The 18,382-nt window shown below is 48.9% G+C and carries 20 protein-coding genes; 9 read left to right on the forward strand and 11 right to left on the reverse strand.

Going from position 1 to position 18,382, the window contains the following annotated elements; translation table 11 throughout:
• Nucleotides 1-10: 10 nt before the first annotated feature.
• Nucleotides 11-862 carry a prephenate dehydratase gene (locus tag J4760_RS11645; RefSeq protein ID WP_237605802.1) on the reverse strand — a complete coding sequence of 284 codons (852 nt, stop codon included), beginning with the start codon at nucleotides 860-862 and terminating at the stop codon, nucleotides 11-13.
• 443 nt (nucleotides 863-1,305) lie between these two features.
• Here J4760_RS11645 and ddlA point away from each other — a divergent pair, with 443 nt between their 5' ends.
• Both ddlA and J4760_RS11655 read left to right on the forward strand, forming a co-directional pair.
• Nucleotides 1,306-2,367, forward strand: coding sequence for a D-alanine--D-alanine ligase (ddlA, locus tag J4760_RS11650; protein WP_237605803.1), 1,062 nt, complete (start codon nucleotides 1,306-1,308; stop codon nucleotides 2,365-2,367).
• Between the two features lie 24 nt (nucleotides 2,368-2,391).
• Entirely contained in the window at nucleotides 2,392-2,904 is a 513-nt protein-coding gene (locus J4760_RS11655; protein WP_237605804.1) for a GNAT family N-acetyltransferase, read from the forward strand.
• 34 nt (nucleotides 2,905-2,938) lie between these two features.
• Here the strand turns inward: J4760_RS11655 and J4760_RS11660 are convergent, their stop codons facing one another.
• Nucleotides 2,939-3,985 (reverse strand): LLM class flavin-dependent oxidoreductase, encoded by a 1,047-nt coding sequence (locus tag J4760_RS11660; RefSeq protein WP_237605805.1) that lies wholly within the window; start codon nucleotides 3,983-3,985, stop codon nucleotides 2,939-2,941.
• A gap of 113 nt (nucleotides 3,986-4,098) precedes the next feature.
• On the opposite strand from J4760_RS11660, the gene pepT reads away from it, so the two are divergent.
• Nucleotides 4,099-5,319 carry a peptidase T gene (pepT, locus tag J4760_RS11665; RefSeq protein ID WP_237605806.1) on the forward strand — a complete coding sequence of 407 codons (1,221 nt, stop codon included), beginning with the start codon at nucleotides 4,099-4,101 and terminating at the stop codon, nucleotides 5,317-5,319.
• Nucleotides 5,320-5,415: 96 nt separating this feature from the next.
• Nucleotides 5,416-6,813, forward strand: a complete 1,398-nt coding sequence (locus J4760_RS11670; protein ID WP_237605807.1) for an MDR family MFS transporter — start codon at nucleotides 5,416-5,418, stop codon at nucleotides 6,811-6,813.
• 45 nt (nucleotides 6,814-6,858) lie between these two features.
• Here J4760_RS11670 and J4760_RS11675 read toward each other — a convergent pair whose 3' ends face one another.
• Both J4760_RS11675 and J4760_RS11680 read right to left on the reverse strand, forming a co-directional pair.
• The gene (locus J4760_RS11675) at nucleotides 6,859-8,325 is read right to left on the reverse strand and encodes a DHA2 family efflux MFS transporter permease subunit (protein ID WP_237605808.1); all 1,467 of its coding nucleotides are present in this window, start codon (nucleotides 8,323-8,325) and stop codon (nucleotides 6,859-6,861) included.
• A gap of 79 nt (nucleotides 8,326-8,404) precedes the next feature.
• A complete protein-coding gene (locus J4760_RS11680; protein ID WP_186365525.1) occupies nucleotides 8,405-8,578 on the reverse strand; it encodes a hypothetical protein in 174 nt (57 codons plus the stop codon).
• Nucleotides 8,579-8,727: 149 nt separating this feature from the next.
• Between J4760_RS11680 and J4760_RS11685 the strand changes: the two genes are divergently transcribed.
• Nucleotides 8,728-9,189, forward strand: a complete 462-nt coding sequence (locus J4760_RS11685; protein ID WP_145288888.1) for a DinB family protein — start codon at nucleotides 8,728-8,730, stop codon at nucleotides 9,187-9,189.
• A 108-nt stretch (nucleotides 9,190-9,297) separates the two neighbouring features.
• Here the strand turns inward: J4760_RS11685 and J4760_RS11690 are convergent, their stop codons facing one another.
• Nucleotides 9,298-9,960, reverse strand: a complete 663-nt coding sequence (locus tag J4760_RS11690) for a type 1 glutamine amidotransferase domain-containing protein (protein ID WP_237605809.1) — start codon at nucleotides 9,958-9,960, stop codon at nucleotides 9,298-9,300.
• A 122-nt stretch (nucleotides 9,961-10,082) separates the two neighbouring features.
• Between J4760_RS11690 and J4760_RS11695 the strand changes: the two genes are divergently transcribed.
• The 3 genes from J4760_RS11695 to J4760_RS11705 all read left to right on the forward strand — a co-directional run bounded on the left by J4760_RS11695 (nucleotide 10,083) and on the right by J4760_RS11705 (nucleotide 12,156).
• On the forward strand, nucleotides 10,083-10,883 hold the full coding sequence (locus J4760_RS11695) for a class I SAM-dependent methyltransferase (RefSeq protein WP_237605810.1): 801 nt from the start codon (nucleotides 10,083-10,085) through the stop codon (nucleotides 10,881-10,883).
• Between the two features lie 125 nt (nucleotides 10,884-11,008).
• Nucleotides 11,009-11,647 carry an FMN-dependent NADH-azoreductase gene (locus J4760_RS11700; protein ID WP_237605811.1) on the forward strand — a complete coding sequence of 213 codons (639 nt, stop codon included), beginning with the start codon at nucleotides 11,009-11,011 and terminating at the stop codon, nucleotides 11,645-11,647.
• Between the two features lie 77 nt (nucleotides 11,648-11,724).
• Nucleotides 11,725-12,156, forward strand: coding sequence for a GNAT family N-acetyltransferase (locus J4760_RS11705; RefSeq protein WP_237605812.1), 432 nt, complete (start codon nucleotides 11,725-11,727; stop codon nucleotides 12,154-12,156).
• A 4-nt stretch (nucleotides 12,157-12,160) separates the two neighbouring features.
• Here J4760_RS11705 and J4760_RS11710 read toward each other — a convergent pair whose 3' ends face one another.
• Entirely contained in the window at nucleotides 12,161-12,430 is a 270-nt protein-coding gene (locus J4760_RS11710) for a hypothetical protein (protein ID WP_237605813.1), read from the reverse strand.
• 419 nt (nucleotides 12,431-12,849) lie between these two features.
• Here J4760_RS11710 and J4760_RS11715 point away from each other — a divergent pair, with 419 nt between their 5' ends.
• Entirely contained in the window at nucleotides 12,850-12,987 is a 138-nt protein-coding gene (locus J4760_RS11715) for a hypothetical protein (RefSeq protein WP_237605814.1), read from the forward strand.
• Between the two features lie 48 nt (nucleotides 12,988-13,035).
• Here J4760_RS11715 and J4760_RS11720 read toward each other — a convergent pair whose 3' ends face one another.
• From J4760_RS11720 to J4760_RS11740, 5 genes are all read right to left on the reverse strand, one after another.
• Entirely contained in the window at nucleotides 13,036-13,431 is a 396-nt protein-coding gene (locus J4760_RS11720; RefSeq protein ID WP_237605815.1) for a VOC family protein, read from the reverse strand.
• Nucleotides 13,432-13,489: 58 nt separating this feature from the next.
• Nucleotides 13,490-14,332, reverse strand: coding sequence for a carbohydrate ABC transporter permease (locus tag J4760_RS11725; protein WP_145288869.1), 843 nt, complete (start codon nucleotides 14,330-14,332; stop codon nucleotides 13,490-13,492).
• Between the two features lie 4 nt (nucleotides 14,333-14,336).
• On the reverse strand, nucleotides 14,337-15,224 hold the full coding sequence (locus J4760_RS11730; RefSeq protein ID WP_145288866.1) for a carbohydrate ABC transporter permease: 888 nt from the start codon (nucleotides 15,222-15,224) through the stop codon (nucleotides 14,337-14,339).
• Nucleotides 15,225-15,232: 8 nt separating this feature from the next.
• A complete protein-coding gene (locus J4760_RS11735) occupies nucleotides 15,233-16,594 on the reverse strand; it encodes an ABC transporter substrate-binding protein (RefSeq protein WP_237605816.1) in 1,362 nt (453 codons plus the stop codon).
• A 376-nt stretch (nucleotides 16,595-16,970) separates the two neighbouring features.
• The gene (locus J4760_RS11740) at nucleotides 16,971-18,362 is read right to left on the reverse strand and encodes an L-cystine transporter (RefSeq protein WP_237605817.1); all 1,392 of its coding nucleotides are present in this window, start codon (nucleotides 18,360-18,362) and stop codon (nucleotides 16,971-16,973) included.
• Between the last annotated feature and the right edge of the window lie 20 nt (nucleotides 18,363-18,382).

Below are 18,382 nucleotides of genomic sequence, written 5' to 3' on the forward strand. Positions count from 1 at the left end.
CCGGCGGATTCTATTCATTGGCCATCACTTTTTCATACGAGGGGATCCTCCCCTTCTGGTACGTGCCGAGAATATTGATATATCTGCTGACCCGGGACACATCATCGAGTGCCCGGTCCAGTGCATCCCCGGTACCTTCTTCAATATCGATGAAGAAACCGTATGAGAAAGGCTTGTGCTGGATGGGTCTTGATGTCAGGTTCAGCAGGTTGACGCCATGTTTCTTGAAGATGTTGAGTATTTCACTGAGTGAGCCCGCACTGTGGTCGGTTTCGATGTAGAGCGATGTCTTGTTCGTTTCCCGTAGGCTTGCTGCCGCTCTTTTTCTGAAGAACAGGAAGCGTGTCGTATTGAAAGGATTGTCGCTGATGTTCTCGCGGACGATATTCATGCCATACAGTTCGGCCGCATGACTGCCGGCAACGGCCGCAATGGTCGGGTCATCCGCATCCCGGACCATTCTCACGGCTTCCGCCGTATCGGAATATTCATGCACTTGGATGCCGGGGTACCCGCTCAAGTATGCGTGGCACTGTTCCAGTGCCTCCGGGTGGGAGTAGACCCGCGTCAGTGTATTGATATCCACCGGCTCTCTGCTGATCAGTGAGTGGTCGATTTTGACGTATATCTCCTCCACAGCGTCCACTTCGAGGTACTTCATCAAGTCGATCGTCCGTGTGATCGGCCCACTCGTCGAATTTTCGACAGGCAGGGCAATATAGTCGATTTCATCCCGGACGAGCGCATCCACCAGTATTTTGAACGTGGCGTGCCCCTTCATTGCATAGGACCCGCCTTCGGCAAATGTCCTGCAGGCAACTTCACTATAAGAACCTTCCACACCTTGATATCCTATCAGCATCATAACCACTCCCATAAATAAATTAAAAGACCATTCAGATCGCTCCCGGCACAAGAGAAACCCAAATGGTCCAAAAATAAAAATCCCAGCCATTTAGATTTCATAAATGGCCAGGAATGAAATTATTCATTCAAATCAGCCATCATCGATATAGGTCGCCTATATCCACGATGGAATATAGACGCTATATAAAATAGCTGAAGAAAAGCGTATTCAATTGAGCTATCATGTAGTTTACAGTCATATCAATCACTCAATTCATTCAAGATTGTCTATAATCCTAACATAGATGTGCGAATTGTCAATATATTTTATGCAGCTGCAGTTATTTTGTTCTCTCGGCATATAAAATGAAGAAGTGACGGCACCTCTATGATAGAATCAGAGTAACATTCGAGCTGTCAAAGGCGAGATGAAAGTTATTGCGACATAGGAGTGTTTGTATGGAAAAGTTGAATATAGGTATCATCTACGGTGGACAGTCGACGGAGCACGAAGTTTCACTGCGCTCTGCTCAGAGTGTACTGGATGCATTGGACAAAAGCCGCTATACGGTCAGTCTGATCTACATATCGAAGAAAGGCGAGTGGCTGCTTGCCGACCAGTCCGAAAGCATTGAAGTGCTGGAAGATGGGAAGGATAGCGTCCGCCTGTCCATACTGCCTTCCCGCCAATTCATATCGGAGCGGGGCGAGCATGCACTGGATGCTGTACTGCCGATTCTGCACGGCACTGCTGGTGAGGACGGAATCGTCCAGGGTGTCCTCCAGATGATGAACATTCCCTATGCCGGCTGCAACGTCAGAAGTTCAGCCGTCTGCATGGACAAGGATATGACGAAGCGGCTGCTGAAAATGGAAGGCATCCACGTGGCCGACTGGGTACTTTGCCGGCACAGTGAGAAGGAGGAAATCGACTATGGTCTGGTGGAGTCGGAACTTGGACTGCCGATGTTCATCAAGCCTGTAAACCAGGGGTCTTCCGTCGGTGTCTCCAAAGTGACGGATGCACGGACATTCCAGGAAGCGCTGGATCTGGCATTCCAGTTCGATACGAAAGTGATGATCGAGAGTGCAGTCCGTGGACGGGAGATCGAAGTATCCGTCCTCGGCAATGCAGATCCCTTCGTCTCAGTGCCTGGTGAAATCGTGGCAAATACCGATTTCTATTCCTATGAGTCGAAGTACATCGACGAAAACGGTGCTGCGCTCGAGATTCCAGCCAGCCTCGATGATGACACCCGTACGCGCATCCAGAAGACGGCAGTGGATGCCTACAGGATTCTCGACTGCGAAGGCATGTCCCGTGTCGATGTCTTCCTGCGGGAAGACGGGGAGATCATCGTCAATGAAATCAACACACTGCCCGGATTCACCAGCATCAGCATGTACCCGAAGCTGCTTGAGGCATCCGGTATCAGCTATGCCGAACTGCTGGACCGGCTGATTGCACTGTCACTGGAGCGTCATGAGTTGCAGAGCAGTCTGAAGACCGATCTATCATAGAATAGTCATGGAGGGGATGGACATATGGAATTGACATTGAAAAAAGCAGACCGGGAGGACGCTGCTGCCATTGCGAAAGTACAGGTCGACAGCTGGCGTACGACGTATCGCGGCATTGTCGATGAGGCGTACCTTGACAACCTGAAGTACGCAGACCGCGAGCGGGTCTGGAGCCAGGCGGTAGAGCAGAACCCGATTTTTATTCTGACAGACGAGACAGACGAGGTCGTCGGTTTTGCGATCGGTGGCACGGAACGTTCGGGAGACTTCGAAGGGTATGACAGTGAGCTGTATGCCATCTATCTGTATGAATCCGTGCAGGGGCAGGGAGGCGGCAGACGCCTGGTTGAAGCGGTCGCCGGCAATCTTGCCGAACGCGGATTTGATAAAATGGTGATTGCGGTACTGGCGGAAAACCCGGCATGCCGCTTCTACGAAAGAATAGGTGGACAGAAGATCGGCCAGGAAGAGATAGAAATCGGCCAGTTTAAGCACACAGAACTGATATATGGATTTGATCTAAAGAAGATGGTCTGAAAACATCCCCCTCGCTCCGAGGGGGATGAATGCGTTATTTGCCTTCCCACCGTGCAATCTCTTCTCTGACGATGGGTGCCACCTGCTCTCCGAAGAGGCGGATGGACTTCATGACCTGGTCATGCGGCATTGTACCGAGCGGCGTATGGAGGAGAAAGCGTCTGATGCCGACATTTTTACGCAGATCGATGATCTTTCGGGCGACAGTTTCAGGGCTGCCGCAGTAGAGAGCGCCTTTAGGGGACTTTGCGATATCGAAGCTGCGTCTCGTGTAGTTGCCCCAGCCACGCTCGGCGCCGATCCTGTTCATGCCCTGCTCTGTGGAAGGGAAGAAGAGGTCTGCCGCTTCTTCGTCCGTGTCCCATACGAAGCCGTGACTGTGGGAGGCGATGCCGAGTGTTTCAATTTTGTGGCCGGCCTGGGCCGCAGTCTGTTTATACAATTCGACCAATGGTGCGAAATTCTGCGGACTGCCACCGATGATGGCCAGCGCCAGCGGGAGGCCGAGCTTGCCGGCTCTCACTGTGGAGTCCGGTGTGCCACCGCTCGCAATCCAGATGGGAATCTGGTCCTGCTCAGGTCTCGGGAATACTTCAAGTCCGTTCATCGGTGCGCGGTGGTTCCCGCTCCAGCTGATTGGACCGCCTTTCTGCAGTTTCAGCAGCAGGTCCAGTTTTTCTTCAAACAGGGCGTCATAGTCGTTCAGGTTGTATCCGAACAACTGGAAGGACTCGATGAAGGAGCCTCTGCCGGCCATGATCTCGGCACGGCCGCTTGAAATGCCATCCAGCATGGCAAACCGTTCATGAACTCTGACAGGATCATCTGAAGACAGGACGGTGACCGCACTGGATAATCTGATATTTTGTGTACGTGCAGCACCGGCTGCCAGTACGACTTCCGGAGCGGAAACGGCATAATCTGCACGATGATGCTCCCCGACGGCGTATACATCGAGCCCGATCTGATCTGCCAGTTCAATCTCTTCAATGATGTCGCGCAGCCTTTCGGCATGTGAAATCGTCTCTCCTGTATGCGGGTCCGGCAATGTTTCTGCAAATGTACTGATTCCAAGTTCCATGTCATTCCTCCAAGCATTTGATGGTTTCATTTTAACACTCAGTGGAAGGTTCCATCGAAATAAAGTTCCGAATGGTATGATAGAATAAAATAAAAAGCATAGGAGATGGAAACATGCGCAACAAACTGATTGAAAGACTTTCAAGATACGCAAAAATCGATACACAGTCTGATGTTTCAGGCAACTCGGTGCCCTCTACATACAAGCAGTGGGATCTGATCAACCTGCTCGCTCAGGAACTGAAGGAGATCGGCATGGAGGAAGTGGAAGTGGATGATAACGGCTACCTTATGGCGACATTGCCGGCGAATACCGACAATGCACCGGTTATCGGATTTCTTGCCCACGTGGATACAGCGACAGACTTCACTGGCGCCGGTGTCAATCCGCAAGTAGTGGAATACGCGGGCGGGGACATTGTATTGAACGATGCCCTCAATGTTGTCCTTTCCCCGGACCAGTTCCCGGAGCTTGAAAACTACAAAGGCCACACACTGATGACGACCGACGGTACGACACTGCTTGGTGCCGACAACAAGGCCGGCATCGCTGAAATCATGACTGCGATGGAGTACCTGATCAATAACGAAGACATCAGGCATGGCAAGATCAGGGTCGCCTTCACACCGGATGAGGAGATCGGACGTGGACCGCATCATTTCGATGTGGATCGTTTCGGGGCGGATTTCGCCTATACAGTGGATGGCGGGCCACTCGGTGAACTGCAGTATGAAAGCTTCAATGCTGCAGCTGCCAAAGTGACGTTCATCGGCAACAGTGTCCATCCGGGTACGGCAAAGAACAAGATGGTGAATGCCGGACGTATGGCGGCTGATTTCATCACCATGTTCGATGCGGAAGATACACCGGAGCATATGGAAGGGTATGAAGGGTTCTTCCATCTGACCAGCATCAAAGGGGATGTCGAGAAGACGGAAGTCAACTTCATCATCCGTGATTTCGACAAAGATGAGTTTGAAGCCCGCAAGCAGGAGGTCGAGGCCCATGTCGATGCGCTCAAATCCCAGTACGGCGAGGCGCGTGTTGTTCTGGATATGTCCGACCAGTACTACAACATGCGTGATAAGATCGAACCGCGCATGGAAATAGTCGAGTACGCCAAACAGGCGATGGAGAAACTCGATATCACGCCGGTCATCCAACCGGTCAGAGGCGGCACGGACGGCTCCCAGCTGTCCTATAAAGGGCTGCCGACACCGAATATCTTCACCGGCGGTGAAAATTTCCATGGCAAGTTCGAGTACGTGTCCGTAGATAATATGGAGAAAGCAGTCAATGTGATTACTGAAATCAGCCGGATTGCTGCTGAGTAGATTAGTTGATATTTGTTTCCGAATCAGGCAACATTTATAATGTTGTCTTTGGACAATCAAATACTGTATTGCTTAATTAATGAAAGAAGGATTTCTATGTCATCCAATGAACAGCAGTCTCAGGAGGAGTTCAATCGACTCCCGCTGATGGCTGTCCTTGTTTCCGGCGCATTTGCTGCCATCTTGAATCAGACGCTGTTATCCACAGCAATTCCTCCGATCATGGAAGACTTGGAAATCGATGCGGATGTTGCGCAATGGCTGCAGTCCGTGTTCATGCTGGTGAACGGCATCATGATTCCTATTACCGCGTTTCTGATCGGGAAGTTCTCGACCCGTACGCTATTCTTCGCAGCGATGGGGCTGTTCGGTGCAGGCACGCTTGTCTGTGGTTTTGCACCGAACTTCTCGGTCCTGCTTGCCGGGAGAATTCTCCAGGCGTCAGGTGCCGGCATCATCATGCCGCTGATGCAGACGATCATCTTCCTCGTCTATCCGATAGAAAAACGCGGTACGGCAATGGGAATATTCGGTCTTGTGATCGGATTCGCGCCTGCAATCGGTCCGACACTTTCCGGCTGGTTCGTGGAGAACTATCCATGGAGAGGCCTGTTCTTCATCATCATTCCAATTGTGGTGATCGACCTGATTGTTGCGTACTACATTCTTAAGAATGTAACTGAAAAAACGAATCCGAAACTTGATATACCATCAATCATCCTTTCCACTTTCGGTTTTGGTGGTCTGCTCTACGGCTTCAGCGCTGCCGGCAGCAGTGGTTGGCTGAGCGCACCGGTAATGGCTTCGCTCCTATTCGGTGCATTGACGCTGTTCCTCTTCATCAGACGCCAGAACAGACTTGAACAGCCGATTCTCGAATTCAGAGTGTTCAAGGATAAGATATTTGCGATTTCAACAGCACTCGGCATGGTCGTGTTCATGTCCATGATCGGCGGTGCAGTGATCCTGCCGATCCTGATGCAGGATATGATGGGATTCAGTGCATTCGAATCCGGTCTGATGCTGCTGCCGGGTGCATTGGTCATGGGCTCCATGAGTCCGGTCACCGGCAGGCTCTTTGACAAGTTCGGTGCAAGGTGGCTCGCCATCATCGGCCTGTTCCTTGTTACGGTATCGACATTTCTGTTTACAATAATCACGGCAGAGACGACATTCACCTATCTGGCCGTCGTCAATGTGTTCAGAATGCTCGGTGTAGCGATGGTGATGATGCCGGTGACAACAGCCGGTCTGAATCAGCTCACACCGCAGATGGTACCGCACGGTACTGCGATGAATAATACGATGCGACAGATTGCAGGGGCAGTCGGTACAGCACTGCTTGTCTCCATCATGACCCATACCGGAGATTCTACAGCTGGACTCGAAGGCATGATAGAAGGTGTCAATACGGCATTCCTTGTTGCAGCCATCATTTCACTGATCGGTCTGCTGCTGTCGTTTGCCTTAAGAAAACCAACGTCACAGAACTAGAAAAGACATCCACTCTGAAAAAAATCAGAGTGGATGTCTTTATTTTTATTTCTCTTCTGCTGTAATCGGTCTTGTTTTTGTGACAGTATCCGTTGCGATATCATCGGTGGATACACGTTTAAGAAGGAACGCAAGTAGCATGGCTGCGGTGAGCAGCAGTGTGGCGATCAGGAAGGCAAGGTTGATGCCTGAGAGCATCGCCTGGTTGGTCACCGCAAGGTCGGGTGCATCTGCACCACTCAGCACTGCATTCATCCTGTTCTGCATGATGGTGATCAGAAGAGCTGTACCGATGGCGCCGGATACCTGGTTCAGCATGCTGTTGATGGATGAACCGTGCGGCGTGAGTTTCGGTGTCAGCTGGTTCATACCGTTTGTCATTACAGGCGTGAGTACGAGTGTCAGACCGAATGCACGGATCGAATACAGCATGATCAGAAATCCGTAGCTTGTATCGAAAGTGAGCTGGCTGAAGAAGAACGTTGTAGATGCAGCCAGGAACAGGCCGAATATGGCGAGTCGTTTTGGACCGAACATATCGAACAGCTTGCCGGATACAGGACTCATGAGTCCCATGATCAGTGCACCTGGCAGAAGCAGCAGTCCTGTTTCGAGTGGCGATATGCCCTGAATGTCCTGAAGGTATATCGGCATCAGGATCATACCGGAGAAGAGAGCCATGTTGGTGACACCGATGATCAGGGAGGACAGCGTAAACATCGGGAACTTGTAGACCGAGAAGTTCAGCATCGGGTCGCTCATGCGCGTCTGTTTTCTGATGTAGAAGAAGACACCGATGAATCCGACGACAAGCGCAGTCAGAACATCTGCTCTGAGCCAGCCGCTGTTACCTGCTGCACTGAAGCCGTATAGTATGCCGCCGAACCCGATTGTGGACAGGATGACGGATGGAATATCGAGTTTTGTACTGTAGTTCGTATCCGTTTCAGGCAGTTTGAACCGTCCGATGCCAAGGACGATGAGAAGCACCGGGACCATCATGAAGAACAGGATATGCCAGGAGTAGTTTTGGACTACGAAGCCTGACAGTGTCGGTCCGATTGCCGGTGCAAAGAACATGACGAGACTGAAGAGCCCCATTGCTGTGCCTCTTTGTGCTGGCGGGAAGCTGGTGATCATGACATTCATCAATAGCGGCATCAGAATAGCCGAGCCTGAGGCCTGGACCATCCGGCCGATGATCAGAACGATGAACGTCGGCGAGAAACCGGCAACCAGTGAGCCGGTCAAAAAGAGCAGCATGGCCAGAAGGAACAGCTTTCTGGCGCTGAAACGCTGCATCAGGAATGCGGTCGTTGGAATGACGATGCCGCTGACAAGCATGTAGGCTGTGGAAACCCACTGCACTGTGGATGTTGTCACACCGAAATCATCCTTTATGGACGGCAGGGCAACATTCAGAAACGTATTGGACAACAGGGCGACGAAAGCCCCTGAGAGCAGTATGAATATAAGGCGGTAATCCGGTTTGGATCTTTCATTTGTTTCCATAAAATACCTCTATTTCTTTAAAATCAATATTACTATTATATTCCGATTATCGAAATAAGCAAGGTATTTATTTGGGAGATCATCCAATCCGGTTATCTATCGTGATATAGATGAAAAAGCCGAGCGTGATGCCGAGCAGCAGGGACAGGGGAATGGCATAGCCTGCAAGTGCAGGTGCAAATGTCATGATCAGCCAGTAGATGGCGAGCGCGATGATGCCCATCAGTACCAGGTTAAGCAGGAAACGTGTCATAGGAAATCCTCCACTATCATTTTATATGGATGCCGATAGACATCCGATGCTATCCGAATTATATCATAATGCTAGAATGTGACTGGATGAATAAAATCGTTCATTCAGGGTAAACAAGCAATATACACCTATAGAAGAGGAGAATGATGATGAGTAGAGAATTATTGCTATTCGAACTTGGGAAAGTAAGGCAATGGACACTGTCCATATTTGAAGGAGTAGAAACTGAAGATTTCCACGCAGTGGCTGCAGAATTTCCTAACAGTCTCCACTGGCAGCTTGGTCATGCGGCAACCATGATGGAACAGGTGACGCAAGAACTGACAGACAAGAACGATGAAACATACCAGAGGTATGTCAAATACTTCGGGTATGGTACAAGCCCTGATGACTACGACGATGAGACACCGGCAATCGATGAAATCGAAGCACTTCTGAAAGGACAGCCTTCACGTCTTGAAGATGTGGAAGAGGAGGCAATCCAGCAGGAACTTCCAGAAGAATTCATGGGAATGACAACGCAGGAGGAGATGTTCGGTTTCACAATCATGCATGAAGCGATGCACGTAGGTAAAATGCAGGAAATGAAGAGGGTCATGAATAATCGATAGAATGGCACAAAAAGAGCATCCTTGGGATGCTCTTTTTTGTGGAAAGATGTTATCATTCATTTTGAGACATAAAAAAACCCCGACATAATGCCGGGGCAGGGGAGTCACCTACTGTAATCTATTGACGACTGCCCTGGCTGCCGCTTCGGCTGAGGCAGGGTTCTGTCCGGTAATGAAATTGCCATCTGTGACCACGTGCTCTTCCATCGATTCCCCGACGACGAAGCCTGCACCGTGGGATTCCAGTTTGGACTGGAGGGCAAACGGCATATCATCCAGCAGTTCCATCGCTTTTTCTTCCGCATTGGTAAAACCGGTCAGTTTGATGCCGTCCACGACATATTTGCCATCTTTCGTCTTGGCATCGACAAATGCTGCCGGTCCGTGGCACACTGCAGATATTACTCGACCGTCATCCTTGAAGAAGGCGATGATATTCTGGATATCCGGCTGTCTCGGAAAGTCGTACATCGTCCCGTGGCCGCCGGCAAAGAATACTGCATCGTACCTTTCGTACACCATGTCTTTGACACGTTTCGTAGTTTGCAGCAGTCTGATTACATCATTGTTCTTGTCTTCATCGTCACCTAAAGAGTTTGGATCAAGCGGCACGGAACCGCCTTTCGGTGATGCGATATCCACTTTGAAGCCGGCGCTCTGGAAAACATGATAGGGCTCTGCAGCCTCACCGAGCCATAGCCCAGTCGGCCTGTTTTCGTCACCATTGATCGTACCGTGGTTGGTCACTATTAATAATACGGATCTAGTCATATCAATATCCACTCTCCTTTATTGAGGTTTACCCTTACAAGGTGACGGATAATCTCATTTAAAGAACCTGTTTCATGAATAATTGCACTAAAAGACAAATCATCCCTATGGAGGAAGTTAAAATGAATGTAAATTTTGGCAATGTTGCGAAGGAGTACGTGAAGTTCCGTAATGATATTCCTGAAAATCTGATAAGGGAACTGGAGAAGCGGGGTGTTGAAGTCACCGGCAGCAAAGTGGCGGATCTCGGGGCCGGACCTGGCCTGCTCAGCAAAATGCTGAGTGATAAAGGTGCCATTGTGGATGCCATCGAGCCATCACCGGAACTCATCGAAGTCGGCAGGCAGCATATCGGCAGTGACCAGAGGATCAACTTCACACAGAACTACGCCGAAAAAACCGGCTTGCCTGCAAACAGCTACGATATTGTCACGGTGATGCGTGCATGGCACTGGTTCGACCGCGAAGCAACGATTGAGGAAGTCCGGCGGATTCTGAAACCCGGTGGATACCTCATCATTATTGATTCAGGCTTCACTTCCGCCTCTAAAATAGTCAAGGAGTCGATGAAGATCATCCAGTCCTACTCGCCGGACAAGCAGATTCGTGCAGCAGGAACGAAGGAGCTCGCCACCCAGATGATCAACAGTTTCCCTGTCGAATGGTTCGATGAATGGAAGCATGCCAAGTTCGATCTGATGGATATGTACAAGATGGATTACGATGTCCGCTTCACGAATGAAGAATGGCTCGGACGCCTGTCCTCCGTCTCCTGGATCGCCGCCTTCAAGGAAAAGCAGAGGACGAGCACGCTGAACAAGATCAGAGCCTATCTGGAAGAACAGTTTCCGGATGATAGGCACAGGATTCCGCATATTCTGAGTGTCGCCATACTGAAAAATAAAAACAATCTTCCGCTGTAGAAGCATATTATCTTCAATTGGAAATAAAGTGGTGGACACAATCATTTTTTATTTACAACCTGATTACTTTTTGTTATCATATGAAATGCATGATATCAAACCACACACTTTTGGAGGCAATATAAATGAAGAACGTACTTGTAGTCAAAGCGAACAATCGTCCTGATGGCATCTCAACAAAAATGTATGATGCATTCATGGAAGGTGCAGAAGACAATAAAAACCTCAATATGGAAACATACGATGTATTTGCAGAAGATATGCCATATATCGGTCACGAACTGTTCAGCGCTCTGGGCAAAATCCAGAACGAAGAAGCATTGGATGCTGATGAGCAGCGTCTGATGGATGCAAAACAGAAAGCGATGGACGCATTCGAAAAAGCGGATGTCATTGTATTTGCATTCCCACTGTGGAATCTGACGATCCCGGCACGTCTCCAGACGTTCATCGACTATGTATACTCTGCAGGATTCACATTCAAATACAATGCGGATGGTTCCATGGCACAGCTCATGACGGACAAGAAGATCATCCTGTTGAACGCGCGCGGTGGCGTCTACAGCACACCTGAAGCGAGCGGCATGGATATGTCCAGCAACTACATGAAAGCCGTCTTCGGTGGCGTATTCGGAATGGAAATATTCAATGAAGTCGTTATTGAAGGGCATAATGCAATGCCACAGGAAGCGGCAAGAATCATCGAAGAAGGCCTTGAAACTGTACGTGAAAGTGCACGTGAGCTTGACGCACAATTTGCATAGAATATACAAAGTACCGATGCTCATGCATCGGTCTTTTATGGTATTATTTGAATAAATCCGAAATAGGAGGCATTTGAATGTGGCATGTAAAAAAGTTTGAAGCACTCGACACCCACACGCTGGAAGAGATATACAGGCTGAGGGTGGCGGTGTTTGTAGTGGAGCAGGAGTGTCCCTATCAGGAAATCGATGGCAAGGATGCACACTGCACCCATATCTATAAGACGGATCAGACCGGCATCATCGCCTATCTCAGAATCGTACATGAAGACCCTGTATCCATCGGGCGGGTCATCGTCAGGCAGGACCGCCGCAAAGAGGGGCTCGGCCAGGAACTGATGCACCAGGCAATGGACTTTGTACATAAAAATCATCAGGGCGAACGGATCTACCTGCACGGACAGGCCCATCTCGAGAAGTTCTATCAGTCATTCGGCTTCAAAACAACTTCCGATGTACATCTGGAAGATGGCATCCCCCACGTTGATATGGAATACAAAGAGAATTGATCATTCAATTCTCTTTTATTTTTGTTTCCTCGATCAGCCAGCGTCTGTTTTCATCCTTCTCATAGGATAGACGATTTTCTGCTCTGATCTTCTCCAGCTCCTCGAGCATCGACCGGTTTTCAAGCAGATAGTTCTCCTGCCTGAGCTGCTCGAGTTCAATCTCCTTATTCAGTACATCGACGCGGATCTGTTCCATTTTCCGCTTATGCTTCATATAGTCGCTGCCGAAACCGCTCGCCACAGCGATCAGTACAATCATCACTATCCACCACATGCGTTCTACCCCTTTCCATATTCTTAATAGTATTTGAATCCAGTATACAATACATGCAGCCAGGACAGCGGTAAAAATATCCGAAAATACGACTTTTTTCACTTTATATCGTATCTCAATAATTGTGTGTATTCAGAAAACAAATACAACATGCACGAACAAACAGAAAAAGCGGTTACATGGAGTATAACAATGCATTTTTTGGCATGATTTTTCCATCACTTATACAAAATTGAAATTATACTACATATATTTTATATTCTAATTAAATTTATTAAAAATTATCAATAGATTTACTTTGGTAAATATATCACATGATAATTGATAAACCTGCGCTACGATGGTATATTTAACTTAAGTTAAATGATATTAATAAAAGTATGAATGAAATAAATTACAAAAATTCAGGGGGAAATAAAATGTTTTCAACAGATCGTGCTTCTGCAGACCTGCGCATGGCAGAGTATAAGAGAATGGCTGAGAGTTCCATCTATCTTTCCGAGAAGAAGAAAGTGGCCAAAACGAAAAGATCCTTCCTTGCAAGAATGTTCGGCTAAAACCCATATGAATGACCAGCCCTGAAACAGAAGAGGGATGGTCATTTTTTATTGGGATAGATTCAGCTGCCATGTGACGCCGAACTGGTCCTGTATCCAGGCGAACTGCCTGGAGAATCCGTAGTCATCGAGCGGCATATGGATGGCACCCCTGGTTTTCAGCTTACGATAGTACATTTCCATCTCCTGGAATGTTTCGCATTCAATGAAGAATGACATGCTCGGTGTGAAGGTGGACTCCTGTGGCACCTGGCTGTCCATCACTCTGATGAGCTGGTCGTGGATTCTTATGGCCCCCTGGACCACTTTGCCCTCAAGTTCAGGCGTACCGGCATCGTATTTCTGCAGCAGCAGCACTTCTGCATCCTTGAAAGTTTCAGTGTAGTAGCCGAGCGCCTCTTCAGCATGGCCTTGGAATGTCAGAAACGGGTTCATTGATTTCATGATCTATCTCCTCATTTTTCCTCCAGTATAACAAAAAAATAGAACGCCCATGGGCGTTCTATTTGTCTTCCGTCTGACCGAGTATGTTCGACCCCTGGATGAAATACTTCTGGAAAAAGAAGAACAGAAGTATGACAGGCAGAAGGACGAGCAGTGAACCGGCCATCAGATAGTTCCATTGTGTACTCGACTGCTCCTTGAATACTTGCAGACCGAGCTGCAGTGTATACAGTGACTCGTCATTCAAGTAGAGCAGTGGGCCGAGGAAGTCGTTCCACACGCCATTGAATGAGAATATTGCGACTGTAAACAGTGCCGGCTTGATCATCGGCAGAGCAATCTTGAAAAATATATGGAAGTGGTTGGCGCCTTCCATCCTGGCGGCCTCGATCATGCTGTTCGGTACACTTTTGAAGAACTGACGCAGCAGGAATATGTTGAACGCACTGCCGAAGAATGAAGGCAGAACCAATGGATAGTATGTGTTCACCAGTCCCAGTTTTGCGAATATGACGTATTGGGGAATCAGTGTAATGAATCCCGGCAGCATCATGGTCGACAGAACAAGAATGAACAGTTTGTCCCGGCCTTTGAAACTTATTTTCGCAAAGCCGTACGCAATGAAGGCATTGACGAAAACATTGGCCAGTACCACAAATACGGTAATGACGGAAGTATTGACGAAATAGGTCAGGAATGGTGCCGCCTGGAATATGTCGACAAAGTTCGAAAAATGTATATCCTGGGGGATGAAAGTGAATTCCCCGCGATAGATCTCCTCCATCGACTTCAGTGATATGGAAACCATCCAGAACAGCGGTGCAACCATGAACAGGCTGCCGACGATGAGAAGAACGAAGTTGAAAGATCTCCAGAACTTCATCTTATTGGAGTTGTACATTCAGTCATTCCCCCTCATAGTGCACCCAGCGTCTGGCCAACCAGAAATTGATGATGGTCAGGACGAGCACGATGATGAACAGTATCCACGACATCGCCATCGCATATCCCATATCAAATAGGTTGAAGGCGTTGATCCACATGTAAAGATTGTAGAACAGGAGCGAGTTCTGCGGTGCGCCGGAGTTGTCGGAGCTCATTACATAGGCTTCCTGGAATATCTGGAAAGCACCGATTGTGCTGGTGACGATATCGAAAAAGATGATCGGTGTGATCATGGGCAGCGTAATCTTGAAGAACATCTGCACACGGGAAGCGCCATCCATGATGGCCGCCTCATAGAGTGCTTTTGATACGCCCTGCATAGCGGCAAGATACAGCAGCATGCTGCCACCGGCACTCCAGAGCTTCATGATGATCAGGGACGGCTTAGACCATTCGGGGTCGAACAGCCAGTTTGGGCCTTCGATGCCGAATAGGCCGAGAAACTGGTTGACCAGTCCTGTAGACGGGTCGAGCAGCTGCATCCACAGCAGATAGACACCGACACCGGACAGTATGGCCGGCAGGTAGTAGATGGTGCGGAACACCCTCATGCCACGGATATTCTGGTTCATCAGAGTCGATATCAGTATGGCGATCATTGTAGTCAGCGGAACCGAGAAGATGACGAAGTACATCGTATTATAGAGTGATGTCCAGAACAGGTCGTCATACATGAAGAGTTCCTTGTAGTTCTGGAAACCGATAAAATCCATCTGTGAGGTTACATTGTAGTTTGTAAAACTGCCATAGAGAGAAAAAAGGAGGGGGCCGAGTGTCAGCCCCACAAAACCGATGATCCATGGCAGTATGAACAAGTACCCATACAGATTCTCTTTCTTTTTATACATGAAATCACCTATCTGTTGTTTTCGACTATGCGTTCAAGGTCGGACTGCGCCTTTTCGAGTCCTGCTTCGACTGTGGTGTCTTCACTGATGATGGATTCGAAGGTCGGGTTGATGGTGCTGGCGTAATCCGGTGCAACGAGCGGCTGTGGTGTCAGCAGTGTATTATCCATGTTCTCGACCATAAGTGAATAGACTTCCTGGCCGGCTTCACTGAATTCTTCGCTTTCAGCTGCAGCCATGGCAGCTTCCTGGTTGGCGACAAGGTCGAAGTTGTTTTCCGCCCAGTAGAGCTGTGTATCATGGTTTGTCAGGAATTCGATGAACTGGTAGGAAGCTTCCGGATTTTTGGCGCCGCTCGGCACTTCAGCTACAAATCCGCCACCCCATGATGTATGACCATTGCCTTCTTCCTTCTCAGGCAGTGGTGCCACTCCGAAGTTCAGATCCTGCCCGAAGTCCCTGAGCTGTACATAGTAGTTGGCATTCTGCACCATCATCGCGATATTGCCCGCCATGAATGGATCCTGCTGGGCATTTTCAAACTGCGAATTGATGGACGTGATCGTATTTTCGCCGTATTTATTCTTCTGTTCGAGTATCCAGTTGAATGTATCGTGGACAGGCTCGGTATCGATGGATACATTGCCTTCCTCATCGATGTAGTTTTCACCCAGGGCATTCAGCATCCATAGATCGGAACCCGGGCCGATAAGCGGGTAGAATCCGATGGTTTCGTAGCTTTCCCCTTCCTGCACATCAAGTGCAGCAGCATATTCTTCCATCTCTGCCCACGTGGATGGTGGGTCTTCAGGATCCAGTCCCGCCTCTTCGAACAGATCCTTGTTGTAGAAAAGAATCTGCGTGTCGGTGTTGAAAGGCAGGGCATACATTTCGCCGTCGAACATCGTCGCTTCCGCCATCTGATCGTAGAAGCGGTTCTGCACCTCTTCATCGACGAATTCTGTGAGTGGCTCCATCTGTCCTTCCTGGGCTCTCAGCTTCACCGTGTTGATGTCGTTGATGATGACATCGGGCGGATCTCCTGCAGCAATGGCCGCAAGGTTCTTCGTCCAGATGTCTCCCCAAGGCACGTAAGTATGCTGGACTTCTATTTCCTCCTGGGAATTATTGAAGTCCTCTATGATCTGATCGACGATTGGGCGTCTTTGTTCTGAGCCCCAGAAAGTCCAGAAATCAAGTGTAATCTTTTCTCCGCTTCCAGATGCTTCGGAGCCGCTGTCAGCAGTATCCCCTGAAGCATTGTCGGTCTCCGTAGAAGCCGGCTCCTCAGAACCGCCTCCAATCTGAAAACCACCACAGGCGCTCAGCAGTAGTATCGACATGACAATAAGCAGTAAATATTTCTTCATGCTACATCCCCCGTTCATATATAATATTGTGAATATTCATTTATGACTACATTATATCAAAGAAGAAGTGAAATGCTATGGAGAAGTAGTAATAATCAGTAATTTATTTTTAAGTGTTCAATGCATAACGCATTAAAATGGAGGAGCAGCAAGGATTAAGGATACTTTTGATAAAAAGTGAACATAAGCCATATCGTTGGTATCATTGCGGTTGAATCTTCTTCTCAGTGGAGACGGTAGGGGGATAGGGGAAGGCGGCTATGTCAAAGAAGTGTTTCTTCTGTAATACAATCACAAATTAGAAGTAATATTTTTTGAAATTAAAGATTAAAAAATTTCAAAAGAAAAACCGGTACCATAAGGGTACCGGCTGATATTATGCTTCTGCTGCAAGCTCACCATAGTTTTCATCATTATATACGCTCTTGTCCAGTGTGCCGTTCGTTTTGGCAGTAATGGTGCCTGCTGTCATTGAACCGTTGACATTGAGTGCGGTTCTGCCCATGTCGATCAGTGGTTCGATGGAGATGAGGACAGCGGCCAGTGCGACCGGCAGATTCATCGCGGACAGGACGATGATGGCTGCAAATGTTGCACCGCCACCAACACCTGCAATACCGAGTGAAGCAATGACGGTCACAGCGATCAGTGTCAGGATGAACTGCGCGTTGATTTCAACACCGGCGGCCGGGGCAATCATGATGCCGAGCATTGCCGGGTAGATGCCTGCGCAGCCGTTCTGTCCGATGGACAGCCCGAAGCTGCCTGAGAAGTTGGCGATGCTTGCAGGAATGCCAAGTCTAGTACGCTGCGTCTGTATGTTGAGTGGCAGTGTACCTGCACTCGAGCGGGAAGTGAAGGCAAACAGCAGTGCTTCGGATGTTTTCTTGAAGTACTGCACCGGATTCAGTCCCGTGAGTGAGATCAGCAGCAGGTGGATGATGTACATCGTGATCAGTGCTGCGTAGGAAGCAATGACGAACAGTCCAAGATCGTAGATGGCCTGGAAATCACTTGTTGCGACGGTGGATGTCATGATGGCAAGGATACCATATGGTGTCAGAGCCAGTACCAGTTTGACAAGCTGCATGACCCAGTCGTTCAGGGCAATGAGACCCTGTCTGATCTTGTCGCCACTTTCCGGGTTGCGTTGCATGAGACGGACGAAGCTTACGCCAAGGAATATGGCGAAGAATACGACAGCAATTGTGGAAGTTGCACGATCTCCGGTGAAGTCAAGGAACGGATTGGCCGGCAGCAGGGAAACGAGCTGCTGTGGCAGTGTCTGATCCTGTACTTCGGAAGCAGTGCTTTCCAGTGACAGTGCACGTTCGTTTTCCGCTTCACCCAGGTTCAGGCTGGAAGCATCCAGATTGAAGACGAGTGCTGTAGTGATGCCGATCGCAGCGGCGATGGCTGTTGTGCCGAGCAGGATACCGATGATCTTGAGACCGGATTTCAGGAATTTCTCCTGGATGTCCATTTTCGCAAAAGCACTCAGGATCGAGATGAAGATCAGCGGCATGACGATCATCTGCAGCAGTCTGACGAATCCGCTGCCGACGATGGCGACCCAGTCCATCGTAGTTGTAATGACGGTGTTTTCAACGCCGTAGATGAGCTGCAGTGCTGCACCGAATACGAGCCCGATCAGCAGCCCGATCATTACACGGTAGGAAAATTTCACATTCCGGCGCTTCAGCACAACGAGTGCACCGATCAGCAGCAGGAATGCAATGAGGTTGATTATGACAAGTAATGCATCCATTATGTTATCTCCTTTGAATT

It is taken from the genome of Salinicoccus sp. ID82-1 (genome assembly GCF_021991715.1).
Lineage (GTDB): Bacteria > Bacillota > Bacilli > Staphylococcales > Salinicoccaceae > Salinicoccus > Salinicoccus cyprini.

Excerpts from the sequence above, each read along its gene's own strand:
- J4760_RS11645 (WP_237605802.1), bottom strand. The coding sequence starts at position 862 with ATGCTGATAGGATATCAAGGTGTGGAAGGTTCTTATAGTGAAGTTGCC.
- ddlA (WP_237605803.1), top strand. The coding sequence starts at position 1,306 with ATGGAAAAGTTGAATATAGGTATCATCTACGGTGGACAGTCGACGGAG.
- J4760_RS11655 (WP_237605804.1), top strand. The coding sequence starts at position 2,392 with ATGGAATTGACATTGAAAAAAGCAGACCGGGAGGACGCTGCTGCCATT.
- J4760_RS11660 (WP_237605805.1), bottom strand. The coding sequence starts at position 3,985 with ATGGAACTTGGAATCAGTACATTTGCAGAAACATTGCCGGACCCGCAT.
- pepT (WP_237605806.1), top strand. The coding sequence starts at position 4,099 with ATGCGCAACAAACTGATTGAAAGACTTTCAAGATACGCAAAAATCGAT.
- J4760_RS11670 (WP_237605807.1), top strand. The coding sequence starts at position 5,416 with ATGTCATCCAATGAACAGCAGTCTCAGGAGGAGTTCAATCGACTCCCG.
- J4760_RS11675 (WP_237605808.1), bottom strand. The coding sequence starts at position 8,325 with ATGGAAACAAATGAAAGATCCAAACCGGATTACCGCCTTATATTCATA.
- J4760_RS11680 (WP_186365525.1), bottom strand. The coding sequence starts at position 8,578 with ATGACACGTTTCCTGCTTAACCTGGTACTGATGGGCATCATCGCGCTC.
- J4760_RS11685 (WP_145288888.1), top strand. The coding sequence starts at position 8,728 with ATGAGTAGAGAATTATTGCTATTCGAACTTGGGAAAGTAAGGCAATGG.
- J4760_RS11690 (WP_237605809.1), bottom strand. The coding sequence starts at position 9,960 with ATGACTAGATCCGTATTATTAATAGTGACCAACCACGGTACGATCAAT.
- J4760_RS11695 (WP_237605810.1), top strand. The coding sequence starts at position 10,083 with ATGAATGTAAATTTTGGCAATGTTGCGAAGGAGTACGTGAAGTTCCGT.
- J4760_RS11700 (WP_237605811.1), top strand. The coding sequence starts at position 11,009 with ATGAAGAACGTACTTGTAGTCAAAGCGAACAATCGTCCTGATGGCATC.
- J4760_RS11705 (WP_237605812.1), top strand. The coding sequence starts at position 11,725 with ATGTGGCATGTAAAAAAGTTTGAAGCACTCGACACCCACACGCTGGAA.
- J4760_RS11710 (WP_237605813.1), bottom strand. The coding sequence starts at position 12,430 with ATGTGGTGGATAGTGATGATTGTACTGATCGCTGTGGCGAGCGGTTTC.
- J4760_RS11715 (WP_237605814.1), top strand. The coding sequence starts at position 12,850 with ATGTTTTCAACAGATCGTGCTTCTGCAGACCTGCGCATGGCAGAGTAT.
- J4760_RS11720 (WP_237605815.1), bottom strand. The coding sequence starts at position 13,431 with ATGAAATCAATGAACCCGTTTCTGACATTCCAAGGCCATGCTGAAGAG.
- J4760_RS11725 (WP_145288869.1), bottom strand. The coding sequence starts at position 14,332 with ATGTACAACTCCAATAAGATGAAGTTCTGGAGATCTTTCAACTTCGTT.
- J4760_RS11730 (WP_145288866.1), bottom strand. The coding sequence starts at position 15,224 with ATGTATAAAAAGAAAGAGAATCTGTATGGGTACTTGTTCATACTGCCA.
- J4760_RS11735 (WP_237605816.1), bottom strand. The coding sequence starts at position 16,594 with ATGAAGAAATATTTACTGCTTATTGTCATGTCGATACTACTGCTGAGC.
- J4760_RS11740 (WP_237605817.1), bottom strand. The coding sequence starts at position 18,362 with ATGGATGCATTACTTGTCATAATCAACCTCATTGCATTCCTGCTGCTG.